Raw genomic sequence first — 13,212 nt, forward strand, 5'->3', positions numbered from 1 at the left:
TATTGAAAGGAGATTTATAATGAATACATCATTATCATGGATAAAAGCATATGTTCCTGATCTTAATGTAACTGCACAGGAATATACAGATGCAATGACATTGTCCGGTACGAAGGTAGAAGGGTATGAAGTGTTGGATGCAGACCTTCATAAGATCGTGGTTGGACAGATCGACAAGATTGAAAAGCACCCGGATGCAGACAAACTGATTATTTGTCAGGTTAATGTGGGATCTGAGACAATACAGATCGTTACAGGAGCCAATAACGTGCATGAGGGCGATAAGGTGCCGGTCGTGTTGGATGGCGGTCGTGTAGCAGGCGGACATGAGCCGGGAAGCCGTGTGGAAGGCGGCGTGAAGATTAAGAAGGGAAAGCTTCGCGGGGTAGAAAGCTTTGGAATGATGTGTTCCATCGAAGAGCTGGGCTCCAATCGGGAAATGTATCCGGAGGCACCGGAAGAAGGAATTTATATTTTCCCGGAAGAGACAGAAGTCGGCGCGAATGCAGTGGAAGTCTTAGGTCTTAACGATGTGGTATTTGAGTATGAGGTTACCTCCAACAGAGTGGATTGTTTCAGCGTGGTTGGAATTGCAAGAGAAGCTGCGGCGACATTCGGAAAGGAATTTCATCCTCCGGTTGTTACGCCAACCGGAAATGACGAGGATGTGAATGCTTACATTAAAGTGAGAGTGGAAAACGAGGATCTGTGTCCGAGATATTGCGCCCGTGTGGTAAAAAATATCAAGATCGGACCATCTCCGAAATGGATGCAGAGACGTCTGGCGTCTGTAGGAATTCGTCCGATCAATAATCTGGTAGATATTACCAATTATGTAATGGAGGAATATGGGCAGCCGATGCATGCGTATGATATGGATACTATTGCGGGCAAAGAGATTGTTGTACGTAATGCAGAAAACGGAGAAAAATTTACGACGCTTGATGGACAGGAACGGGAATTAGATGAGACCGTGCTGATGATCTGCGATGGGGAAAAATCTATAGGAATTGCCGGAATTATGGGAGGAGAGAACTCCATGATTACGGATGATGTGAAGACGATGTTGTTTGAAGCAGCATGTTTTGACGGAACAAATATCAGAAAATCCAGCAAAAAGGTTGGACTTCGTACAGATGCTTCTGGAAAATTTGAAAAAGGACTGGATCCAAATAATGCGCAGGCTGCTATTGATAGGGCATGTCAGTTGATTGAAGAGATGGGAGCAGGTGAAGTCGTAGGCGGCATGGTTGATGTATATAGCAAAAAGAAAGAGCCGGTTCGGGTAGCGTTTGATCCAGATGCGATTAATGAGCTGTTGGGAACGCAGATCTCTAAGGAAGATATGATTGGATATTTTGAAAAGATCGGTATCGTTTACGATGAAGCTTCTGGTGAGGTGGTTACACCAACATTCCGTCACGATTTGTTCCGCATGGCAGATTTGGCAGAGGAAGTGGCAAGATTCTATGGATATGATAATATTCCGACTACACTTCCTAGAGGAGAAGCAACGACAGGAAAACTTTCCTTTAAGCTTCGTGTGGAAGAGGTTGCACGTGACATCGCAGAGTTCTGTGGATTTAGCCAGGGAATGACATACTCTTTTGAAAGCCCGAAGGTATTCGATAAGCTTTTGATTCCGGAAGATTCTTCCCTTCGTCAGGCAGTAGAGATTATGAATCCACTGGGCGAGGATTACAGTATCATGCGTACGACGCCGCTAAATGGAATGCTGACCTCTCTTGCAACCAACTATAATAGAAGAAACAAGAATGTAAGACTTTATGAGCTTGGAAATATTTATTTGCCAAAGGCGCTTCCTCTGACGGAACTTCCAAAAGAGCGGATGCAGTTTACGCTGGGAATGTATGGAGACGGTGATTTCTTCAGCATGAAGGGTGTGGTAGAAGAATTCTTTGAAAAGATTGGTCTTCACAAGAAAGAGGTTTACGATCCGAATTCCGGCAAGCCATATTTACATCCAGGACGTCAGGCAAATATCCTGTATGATGGCGTAGTGGTTGGATATTTAGGTGAAGTGCATCCAGATGTGGCAGATACTTATGGAATCGGTACCCGTGCATATATTGCGGTAATTGACATGCCGGAGATTGTAGAACGTGCCACATTTGACCGGAAATATACCGGAATCGCAAGATTCCCGGCAGTGACTCGTGATATCAGTATGGTGATGCCAAAAGAGATTCTAGTTGGTCAGATAGAAGACGTGATCGAGAAGAAGGGCGGTGCTTATCTGGAAAGCTATGCGCTGTTCGATATCTATGAGGGTGCGCAGATTAAGGAAGGTTATAAATCTGTTGCCTACTCCATCGTATTCCGTGCGCAGGATAAGACCTTGGAAGATGCAGAGGTTACGGAAGCAATGAACCGAATCTTAAAGGCATTGGAAGGTATGGGAATTGAACTTCGTAAATAACAGATTATCATATAGAAGGGATTCAAAGAGAAATGAAACGTCAGGATTTTTACTATGAATTGCCGGAAGAATTGATTGCTCAGGATCCGCTTGAAGATCGTTCCAGCTCCAGGCTGCTTGTATTAAATAAGCAGTCTGGGGCTGTTTCCCATCATACATTTCGGGAAATTACGGATTATCTGAAAGAGGGCGACTGCCTGGTGATCAATGACACGAAAGTAATTCCGGCTCGGTTAATCGGTTCTAAAGTGGGAACAGATGCCAAGATAGAAGTATTATTATTGAAAAGGAAAGAAAATAATGTCTGGGAGACGCTGGTGAAACCGGGAAAAAAGGCAAAAGTCGGAGCAAAGATCAGCTTCGGTGATGGACTTCTGATCGGAGAGGTAGTAGACATTGTGGAAGAAGGAAATCGTCTGATTCAGTTTACTTATGATGGGATTTTTGAAGAAATTTTAGATCAGTTGGGGCAGATGCCGCTTCCGCCATATATTACTCACCAATTAGAGGATAAGAACCGCTATCAGACGGTCTATGCAACGCATACAGGTTCTGCGGCAGCGCCGACGGCAGGGCTTCATTTTACGCCGGAACTTCTGCGTCAGGTGGAAGAGATGGGGGTGGATATTGCCAGGGTGACTCTCCATGTCGGTCTGGGAACGTTTCGACCGGTGAAGGTGGATGAGATTACAGATCATCATATGCATTCAGAGTTTTTCCAGATTGATGAAGAGGCAGCAGAGAAAATCAACTGTACCAAGGAACGGGGGGGGCGTGTGATTTGTGTAGGAACTACCAGCTGTCGAACGGTAGAATCGGCCGCAGATGAAAATGGACATCTGGAAGCGAAGAGTGGCTGGACGGAGATCTTTATCTATCCGGGGTATCAGTTTAAGGTGCTGGATGGGCTGATTACGAATTTCCATTTGCCGGAATCCACATTGATTATGTTGGTTTCGGCGTTGGCAGGTCGGGAACCTGTGCTGGCAGCTTATGAAGAAGCTGTGCAGCAGAGATATCGATTCTTCTCATTTGGAGATGCAATGCTGATTTTATAAATGCTGATTCTGCAGCATATAAAGAAACATTTTTAAATCTTCTGCATAAGATAAATGGATAGTTGTAGGAGATGATTGGTATGCTGCGAGTGATCCATGAGATGCCGGCGGCCCATGCGGTTATCCGGGGAAGTGAGACATTTGAGACAATTCAGGGAAATGTTTATTTTTATGAAGTTTACAACGGAACAATACTGGTAGGAGAGATTTTCGGGATTCCAGATGAAGTGGAGAAGGAAAGCGGAGGCTTTTTGGGCTTTCACATTCACGAAGGTGGAAGCTGTACAGGAAGCCCGGAGGAAGCGTTCGCCTTTGCAGGAGGACATTTAAATCCAGAGAAAGAGCCGCATCCGAAGCATCAAGGAGATTTGCCGCCTCTTTTAAGTCATCGGGGAATTGCGTGGATGGAGGTCTATACAGGAAGGTTTTATCCGGAAGACGTTATTGGGAAAACCATTATCATTCACGATTGTCCTGATGATTTTCGGACGCAGCCATCCGGAGGAAGTGGCAGGAAGATTGCCTGCGGAGAGATTGAGGGCTGGGAAAAAAGTTAAAACGGCATTTGTATATTTTTCGTTTTTGTGTTATGATGGTTTTCGTCATTTTCTTAACGAGCAAATCAAATAGTACAGAAAGGAAGAATATGGAAAACAGAAAAACAAAAAACGCAGTCAGTTTAGAAACTTTTGTATTTCTTGTTCTGTTTGGAGTCGGAGCAGCCACCATCGGTATGACGATGGGGGGCGGAAATATGATGAAAACCCTGATGGCAACAGCGTATGAACTTCTTTTGGATACGGTGTTTAATATTATGGCAATTGCAGTCATTGCCGGAGCGCTTTCCGGAATTTTTTCGGAATTCGGGGTGATTGCACTTTTAAACAAACTTCTTTCGCCGTTGATGAAGCCACTTTATAATTTACCAGGTGCAGCGGCAATCGGAGTAATGACGACTTATCTGTCTGATAACCCGGCGATTTTAAGCTTGGCGGAGGATCGGAATTTTAAAAAGTATTTTAAGAAATTTCAGCTTCCGGTGCTTTGTAATCTAGGGACTTCTTTTGGAATGGGACTGATTGTCACAACATTTATGATTGGTCTGAATTCTGATGGAGAGAAGATCGGTCTTGCAGTTTTGATCGGAAATATCGCTGCAGTGATTGGAAGCATTGTCAGTGTCAGAATGATGATGCACTTTACAAAGAAGGAATTTGGAACGACGGAATATTGTATTCCTCTTGATAAGAATGAAAATATGGATGATCTGCTGAATAAGAGAGAAATTCGGGACGGCGGTGTTGGACGGCGCCTTTTAGAATCCATGTTGGAAGGTGGAAAGAATGGTGTGGATGTCGGCCTTGCGATTATTCCGGGAGTGCTTGCAATCTGTACCGTTGTAATGATTTTGACGAATGGTCCGTCTGCAGACGGGACATACACAGGAGCAGCTTACGAAGGTGTTGCACTGCTTCCGTGGTTGGGAGAAAAACTGGATTTTATTCTGAAACCATTGTTTGGATTTAGTTCTGCATCTGCGGTTGCAGTTCCGATTACTGCACTTGGAGCAGCTGGGGCAGCCATCGGACTGGTGCCGAATATGCTTGCTTCCGGAGCGGCTCATGCAAATGACGTTGCAGTATTTACCGCAATGTGTATGTGCTGGAGCGGATATTTAAGTACCCATGTAGCAATGATGTCTTCGCTGAAAGTCAGCAAGATGACAGGAAAGGCGATCGTCAGTCATACTATTGGCGGTTTATGTGCCGGAATTGTGGCAAATTTCCTGTTTCAGTTACTGTCTATGATCGGATAGAAGCTGTTCGAAAAACATATGGGAAGAATTTGTAAATGCCGAAAATTGGCATGAAAAAGTGAGAAAAGAATTTGACAGACGATGCCGAAGAAGATACAATAAAAAAGATACAGGTTCTGTATGTTACAGATGAAAAGGGAATGCGGTGAAAAGCCGCAGCAGCTCACTCTACTGTAAGGGATGGCGAACGCCAAAGACCACTGTCAGAATAACGTATGGCGGGAAGGTGGCAAGTAGATAAGAAACCCAAGCCAGGAGACCTGCCTGTAATTATTGTAAAATCTTTCGGTGAGGATAAGAGGATACGCAAAGGAAGAGGTCTCAGTTAAAAATATAGGAAAGAAGAGACATTCTTGTGATGTGTAGTGGTTGCCGAAAGGCAGCCATTTTTTTCTTTACAGAGAAAATCTGTGGGGTGAAAAGCAGCTCAATTCTGTTCTTCGTACGAAAGTAGAATGGAGAATCAATGAAAAAGAGAAGAGAGAAAAGAAAGAGGTTGTCAGGCCTTTTCCTTGCAGCACTTTTGCTGCTGGGAAGCGTGGCTAATGCAGGAAGTGTGCATGCTGGTGATCAGACGCTTACAGGCTATGGAATGACGGTGACACTTCAGATTGAAGGGTATGGCCGAACGGTAGAGCAGGGGATGAAGATTACGATGCCGGATACATACCACACCTTTGCAGACTATGGTCTGGAAGGAGTGCCGGAACCGGCAGAACCTGGTTATACGGTGCTGCACGTAATGGCGGAATATTGTGAACAGCAATATGGAGAAGGAACAGCACCGGACCTGATTCAGGCAGACGGGGGATACGTTTCAGGATTCCTTGATCTTCCGGAAGAGTCAACTTTAATGTTTCTTAGAAACCATGAAAGTCTACAGGTGGGAGCGCAGGAGCAGATGGTACAGGAAGGGGATCTGCTTTCTGTAGTGGATATCTGGGCGAGCAGTGATTGGTCATTTGGTGGCCAGTATGGGTGGTTTGCACAGGAAAATATGACGGCAGAAGCGGGAGAACCGGCTGCGATTCAGTTAAATACCACACCTCTGATGTGGAATGAAGCTTCCAATCCTTCTGGGGCAACCATTCAGGTGAAAAATGCAGACCAGGAAGTTGTGGCAGAAGGGAATACTGGAGCAGATGGAATGGCATCGGTGGTAGTTGCAGAAGCCGGAAGCTATACGGTGACGGCAAAGCGCCAGAATGCTTACTATGATAAAAAGGGAAATTATGCCTGGGATCTGGTTACGCCTCACGGAACACTGACCGTGACGCCGGGAGAGATGCTAACAGATGCAGAGGCTGTTAAACAGACGGTGGAAGCCTTGAATTTGGGCGATCTTAGCCAGGTGACGAAGGACTTAACTCTTCCGTTGGCAGGAAAGCAGGGAACGCAGATTACCTGGACGAGCTCGGATGAATCCTGTATTCGGATCGAAGGAGAGACGGGGAAGGTGACCCGTCCGACAGGAGAGGACCGAATCGTGACTCTGACAGCAGAAGTAAAGAGAGGCAGCGAAGTCGCTTCTAAAAAATTTGAGGCAACGGTGATAGGAACGGCGCTGTTTACAGAGCTTCATACAGATTATGGGAAGCTGGTTTATGAAAAGGGGATTCAAGAATATACCCTTTACGTGCCGGATGGCGTGAAAAAACTTTCGATTAGCGGAACAGCTGAAGAGGGTGTCAGTGTTGTAAAGTTGAAAGTACGAGGTGAAAAAGGCGAAGAAAAGACGGAGACGGTATTGGCGGTCGTAGATCCTAAATTTGAGAAAGAATCCTGGTTGGTGAATCAAAGTGGAGCAGAGCTGACACCACAGGATATCGTGATAGAAACCATGGGAGCTGTGGCTGGAACGGTTACGCTTCATGTGAAGCGCGGAAATCCGGCGGATCCACTTCCGGATCTTCCCCATGACTGGGGACAGCATTTGGGAAATCAGGGAAACAATGCCGTTATTTCTGTGGAAACTCCGGTGAAGGATGCAAATCTTATATGGAAAAGCAGCAACAAGGGAGATGCATTTTTTGGAAGTGCAGGATATCCGATCTTGGTAAATGAAAAAGTTTACGTGGCGAGAAACGAAGAAATACAGATGCTGGATAAGGCAACCGGCGAAGTAGTAAAAAGTACGAAGCTAAAGAAGCAGACCGGTTGGTATTCCTATATTTCATATGGGGATGGAAAAATTTTTGTTCCTCTGGCAGATGGAAGTGTACAGTGTTTTGATGCACAGACATTGAAGTCTTTATTTGTTACTAGTGTACCAGGGCTTGGACTTGGGTATCAGGGACTGAGTTCTGTCTGCTATGCAGATGGGAAAATCTATGTTGGCTATACCAACGGTGGAAATCCTGGATCCAGTCAGGGAGGTGTCGCTGCGTATGAGACTCTTGACCTTGTAAAAGAAGATGCGGAAGAGATTGTGGATCCTGTATGGGATTATCAGAATGGTGAAGGATTTTATGGAACCGGAGCTGTAGCGGCAGAACGTGGAGAAAATGCTTATATTGTCATTGGTGGTGATGATGGAAAAGTAATCAGTATTACTCCAAAAAACGGTGAGGTAAAGGGTGAACTCTCGGTAGAAGGAGCAATTAGAAGTGCGGTTGTGGAAGCAGATGGGTATCTGTGGGTGACAACACAAAAAGGGAAAATTTACAAATTAGATTTGAAAGAAGATGGAAGTATTCAGAAGGCCGCACAGGCAGATCTTCCGATGCAGACCAATGCATCAGCAGCAGTAGCTGACGGGAAAGTGTATATTACAGGTGGAATGTATAATCAGGGATTCTTGTCGGTCTATGATGACAATCTGAACGAATTAAAGACAGTGGAAACCAAGAGTCAGTTAAATACGCCGACGGTGATAACGGCATATGAAGATACTTATGTGTATTTTACAGAATATACGACACCGGGAAGTCTGTATGTAGCCACAGTGACGGCAGAGAATGAAGTAACGATCAAAACGTTGTACACACCGGAAGGAGAAGATGCCAATTATGGAATGGCAAATGTAGTTATTGGAGCGGATGGAACCATTTACTACGGGAATGATTCTTCTTATTTGTTTGCAATTCAAGGCGAAAAGCCAGTGACACCAGATTCGGAGCCATCACCAGAACCTTTACCGGAACCATCACCAAATCCGGGAGCGGGAACTTCTGGAGAAAATCAGGAAAATGAAGGGGAGCAGAAACCTGTCCTTCGTCCGGTAAAGAATGTAAAGCAAAAGAAAGGAGAAGCTGGAAAGAAGAGCCAGAGTGAAAATATTGCCGAGGCTATTAAACGAAATGCAGAAAAAGGAGAAACTTCTTTAACTGTGCGGAATGTACCGGAAGTATTAGAGGCGAAAGTGTTTGAAACTTTGGCGGAATATCCACAGTTCTCCCTGGTGCTTGACTGTGAAAGTTATACCCTTAGCATAAAAGGGATGGATGTAAAAGATCCGTCGGCATCCTTACACACCAGATTGGTGGAAATGGAGAGTGAACTAAGTGACAAAGAAGCAGAAATGTTCCAGGCATATCAGCAGCTTGCATTGGAACAGGAAGGAGAATTTCCTGGAGTTGTGACAGTGGTATATCAGCTTCCTGAGCACCTAAGGGATATGGAGATGCTCGAGTTGTATGAATTTTCCAAAGTAAAAGAGCGGGATCTTAGTGCGGTTGAAGAAGTTGTGATGCAGAAGGGGTATGCGATGTTTACCATGAAAGATCCTGGAAAATATGTATTGGCAGCACAAGCGGAAAAGGAAGATGAGACTGAGTTGGCAATGGCGAAAACAATGGACTCTAATATGCCGTCAGGAACCCAAAAACAAAGTAGCAAGCTGACTCCAAGTTGGCTGATGGTTGGGAGTGCAGTGCTGGGAGGACTGGCAATCGGTGCAGCGATAACAGGATTGGTTGTCTCAAAACGCAGAAAGAAGGAAGATACATGGGAAAATTAAAGAAGCATTGGAAACAAGGAAGGGGTTGGCTGGTAATACTTACAGTCCTGATCCTTTCTATTAGCGTTTCCGGCTGTACAGGGGAATCTTCGTCTCAGGAACAGAATACGAAGAAACAGACGGAAGAACAGAACAAAGATAAGAAAGAACAGGCGAAGGAGAAAGAAAAGAAAAAGGCGCAGAAAGAGGAAATTCCACAGGGGCTTCTTCCGGGGCAGACGGAAGGGGAAGATGTAGACGGAAACAACGAAGCGGAAGCAGAAGAAGACGGCGTCGCTTATGCAGATAATTCTTCGGCTGGAAGTAAAAGCCAGGGAGGAAATCAGACGGCATCGGGAAATGGAGGGGCTGCCTCTGGAGGGACCGGTTCTTCCGGAAATAGCAGCCAAAAGCATACGGTATCGATTCAGTTTTCTGTAGATTCTTCTAATGCGGACGGGTCAGTGTCTTATGGAAGTGCCATGACACTTCCGGAAGGAGCAACCGTTTATGATGCACTGGCAGCAACGGGACTTTCCTATACAGGATATGGGTATATCGAAGAAATTGGCGGTCTGTGGGAAAAAGATTTCAGTGCGAAGAGTGGCTGGAAGTATTACGTAAATGGGTCAGCGCCGATGATGAGTTGTGCAGATTATGTATTAAAGGATGGAGATTCGGTTCAATGGGTATATGTACTAAATCCATAGCATTTCAAATTGCAGCATTGCTGTTGCCGCCGATATTTTTGGCGGTGATGGCAGTTACTGCTTATCCCTATGCGGCAGCAGCCAGTATTGCAGTAATTCTGCTGGCGCTGCTGCCATTTTTTATCTGTTTTGAACAGAAGAAACCACGGCCAAGAGATCTGGTGCCTATCGCAGTGATGAGCGTGATTGCATCTCTGGGGAGAGCGTTGTTTGCAGCAGTTCCCAATTTTAAACCGACGACTGCAATTGTGATGATTACCGGAATGCAGTTTGGCCCATTGGCAGGTTTTTTGACAGGTGCACTGTCAGCCCTTGCCAGTAATATGTTTTTAGGGCAGGGGCCGTGGACGCCATGGCAGATGTATGCGTGGGGCCTGATTGGTTTTTTGTCGGGCATAGCAGGACAAAGAAAGTGGTTTCGGCGAAGAGGTGTATTGTATTTTGCAGGCTTTTTGGCGGGGATCTTATTCGATTGGTTTTTAAATCTCCAATATCTGATTGGATATATTCGTCCGGTGTCTTGGCAGGCGATTGTACTAACTTATACAGCGGGACTAGGTTTTGATCTAGTACATGGCAGTTCTACGGTATTGTTTTTGATGCTTTTAGAGAAACCGTGGGGCAAGAAGCTTCACCGTTTGAAAATGAAGTATGGAATTTTGTCAGCGCAAGAAGAGAAGGGAGAAGAATCATGCATATAAGACCTTATACCTTGTTTTCAACCCTGCATCCGGTGATACTTCTTGGCTATGCTTTGGGAGCGCCAATCTTGACGATGTGTATGGGAAATCCGTGGTGCCTTCTGGTCTCCTTTGGATGTGCGCTGGTGATGGAGTGGTTTTATCTGGGAGAGCAGTTTGTGTGGCAGGGAATCCGCGGAACCTGGCTATTGTTCTTGCTGATTATGATATTGAATTTTATGACCAACCACCGGGGAATGATTATTTTGTTCCAGACAAGAACCCGAAGATATACGCTGGAGAGCCTTTGTTATGGTGCGGCAAACGGATTGCTGCTCTGCGCGGTGATTTTCTGGTTCCGCTGCTTTTCGGCAGTGCTATCCAATCAGAAGTTTCTGTATCTTTTCGGACGTAGGTTTCAGACGGCAGCGCTTCTTTTGTCTATGATTTTGAAATTATTTCCGGAGACACAGTATAAGATTACGCAGATTCGTATGGCGCAGGATGATTCGGCATTCCAGGAGAAGGAAGCTTTGAAAGTACGATTGAAAAAAGGCATGCGCCAGATTTCTTGTCTGTTGGAATGGAGTATGGAGGACAGTATCGAGACGGCAGATTCCATGAAAGCTCGTGGCTACGGAGCAGGCAGAAGGGGGCAGTACGAGAGGTATCATTTTACGTCGTATGACCTGGGGGCATTGGCCGTGATGCTTTGCCTGAGCGGAACTGTGATCATGGGGATGGTGCTTGGAAAGATTACATTTTCCTACTATCCTACGTTTACATGGAATCAGGAAATGCTTGTCTGGAATGTCCTGATATGTTTTTGCGAAGCGGGATTTTTGCTAATGCCATGCTGGATGGAATTGATAGGTGCGGGAGGAAGAAGACGATGAGTGTATTGGATGTAAAAGCTTTAAGTTTTGCTTATCCAAATGGAAAAAATATATTGCATGCGATAGATTTGACGATTGCAGAAGGAGAATTTATACTGTTGTGCGGACCTTCAGGATGCGGAAAGACGACGCTGCTTCGTTGTATGAAAGCGCAGATTGCTCCGGTGGGAACGAGGAAGGGAAGTATGAGTGACCTTCCGGCAAAAGAGATCGGATATGTGTTTCAAAATCCAGAGAACCAGATTGTAACAGACACTGTGCGCCATGAATTGGCATTTGGGTTGGAGAACATGGGTCTTCAGACGGAGACAATCCGTCGGCGTGTGGCGGAGACGGCGTTGTTTTTTGGAATTGATGAATGGATCGATGCGTCTGTTTATGAGATCAGCGGAGGTCAGAAACAGCTTTTGAATCTGGCATCTGTGATCGCTATGCGTCCGAAGCTTCTGTTACTGGATGAGCCAGTCTCACAGTTGGATCCTCTTGCCAGAAAAAATTTTTTAGATGTGCTTTTACGGGTCAATCGTGAGTTGGGAATTGCAGTTGTGTTAAGTGAACATCACTTAGAAGAGATGCTGCCGCTTGCGGATCGGGTGCTTTTTATGGAAGCAGGTTCATTTCATTATGAAGGAGACGCCCAGGGGTATGTACGATATATGAAAAGGAGAAGGGCGGAACAGAAAAAGAAGTTGTATGGATTAGAAAGCGGTATTTCGGCAGCGGCAGAGATCGCATGTTTCTGGGAGCGGGAACGAAAAGAGGCGAAAGTGGAGAAACTGCCCCTTACGGTTCGAGAGGGACGGCAATATCTGGGAAAGAAGAAGGAGGAAGGAAAAGAGACCGGGCAGTGGGATCAACAAATAGAAAAGATTAAGGAGCGTTATCGGAAGAAAGAAAGCGTCAAAGAGCGTGGAACAAAAGGAAGCCGCAAGAATGTCTGCCTGCTGATTGATCATATTTGGTTTCAGTATCAAAAGCAGACGCCATTCGTACTAAAGGGGCTGGAACTTCGGATTGAGCGGGGAGAATTTCATGTGATCCTTGGAGGGAATGGAAGTGGGAAGACAACGCTTTTATCGATACTTGGGAAGAGGCTGTATGCCAATAGGGGAAAGATTCGGCTGGGAGAGGATCGAAAGCTGCCTAGGATTGCGCTTCTTCCACAGAATCCCAAGGCCATGTTTTCCAGAGATACTGTGGAGGAAGAATTGCAGGAAGCCGGATGTACAGAGAAATTGGCAGAATCTCTGGGGCTTTTGCAGCTTCTTTCACAGCATCCCTATGATTTGAGCGGAGGAGAGCAGCAGAGGCTGGGGCTTGCCATGGTTCTGGCAAAAGAGCCGGATCTTCTTCTGTTGGACGAGCCTACGAAAGGTCTTGACGGGGTGGCAAAAAAGCGGATCGGCGATGATTTGGAGACTTATGTACGTCAGGGGCACACGGTATTGTGTGTGACCCACGATGTTGATTTTGCGGCGGCTTATGCGGATGTGTGCAGCCTTTTATTTGAAGGCGAGATTTTATCAACGGAGTCAGCACAGACATTTTTTGAGGATAATGCATTTTATACGACAGATGCAGACCGGATTCTACGTGGGATTTAGACTCCAAAATGAAGTTTTCATTGGCTGAAACAGGCAGGATTTATTTCTGAAAAAGAGATAAACCTGCCTAT

At 45.5% G+C, this 13,212-nt stretch carries 9 protein-coding genes and 1 riboswitch; all 9 genes read left to right on the plus strand.

The annotated features are described in order from the left end of the window. Positions 1 to 19: 19 nt before the first annotated feature. The 9 genes from pheT to WKT00_RS00165 all read left to right on the plus strand — a co-directional run bounded on the left by pheT (position 20) and on the right by WKT00_RS00165 (position 13,141). Positions 20 to 2,440: a phenylalanine--tRNA ligase subunit beta gene (gene pheT / locus WKT00_RS00125; protein WP_340260160.1), complete on the plus strand. Its 2,421-nt coding sequence runs from the start codon at positions 20 to 22 to the stop codon at positions 2,438 to 2,440. A 32-nt stretch (positions 2,441 to 2,472) separates the two neighbouring features. Beyond that, on the plus strand, positions 2,473 to 3,498 hold the full coding sequence (gene queA, locus WKT00_RS00130; protein WP_101694715.1) for a tRNA preQ1(34) S-adenosylmethionine ribosyltransferase-isomerase QueA: 1,026 nt from the start codon (positions 2,473 to 2,475) through the stop codon (positions 3,496 to 3,498). 80 nt (positions 3,499 to 3,578) lie between these two features. Beyond that, complete coding sequence (locus WKT00_RS00135; RefSeq protein WP_101694714.1) at positions 3,579 to 4,055, plus strand: superoxide dismutase family protein; 477 nt, start codon at positions 3,579 to 3,581, stop codon at positions 4,053 to 4,055. 89 nt (positions 4,056 to 4,144) lie between these two features. Beyond that, positions 4,145 to 5,314, plus strand: a complete 1,170-nt coding sequence (locus WKT00_RS00140) for a CD0519/CD1768 family membrane protein (protein ID WP_173814076.1) — start codon at positions 4,145 to 4,147, stop codon at positions 5,312 to 5,314. Positions 5,315 to 5,408: 94 nt separating this feature from the next. Further along, positions 5,409 to 5,596, plus strand: a riboswitch (cobalamin riboswitch). Between the two features lie 184 nt (positions 5,597 to 5,780). Next, entirely contained in the window at positions 5,781 to 9,272 is a 3,492-nt protein-coding gene (locus tag WKT00_RS00145; protein WP_340260165.1) for an immunoglobulin-like domain-containing protein, read from the plus strand. Next, entirely contained in the window at positions 9,260 to 9,961 is a 702-nt protein-coding gene (locus tag WKT00_RS00150; RefSeq protein ID WP_340260167.1) for a DUF4430 domain-containing protein, read from the plus strand. Before WKT00_RS00145 ends, WKT00_RS00150 begins: the two co-directional genes overlap by 13 nt. Next, positions 9,937 to 10,662, plus strand: coding sequence for an ECF transporter S component (locus WKT00_RS00155; RefSeq protein WP_340260169.1), 726 nt, complete (start codon positions 9,937 to 9,939; stop codon positions 10,660 to 10,662). Before WKT00_RS00150 ends, WKT00_RS00155 begins: the two co-directional genes overlap by 25 nt. Further along, positions 10,653 to 11,537, plus strand: a complete 885-nt coding sequence (locus tag WKT00_RS00160; protein ID WP_340260171.1) for an energy-coupling factor transporter transmembrane component T — start codon at positions 10,653 to 10,655, stop codon at positions 11,535 to 11,537. Before WKT00_RS00155 ends, WKT00_RS00160 begins: the two co-directional genes overlap by 10 nt. Beyond that, complete coding sequence (locus WKT00_RS00165; protein WP_340260173.1) at positions 11,534 to 13,141, plus strand: ABC transporter ATP-binding protein; 1,608 nt, start codon at positions 11,534 to 11,536, stop codon at positions 13,139 to 13,141. The genes WKT00_RS00160 and WKT00_RS00165 overlap by 4 nt, the downstream gene beginning before the upstream one ends. Positions 13,142 to 13,212 lie beyond the last annotated feature (71 nt).

Origin of the sequence: Dorea sp. ICN-14282, from assembly GCF_037890115.1 — a bacterium.
GTDB classification, from domain to species: domain Bacteria; phylum Bacillota; class Clostridia; order Lachnospirales; family Lachnospiraceae; genus Dorea_B; species Dorea_B phocaeensis.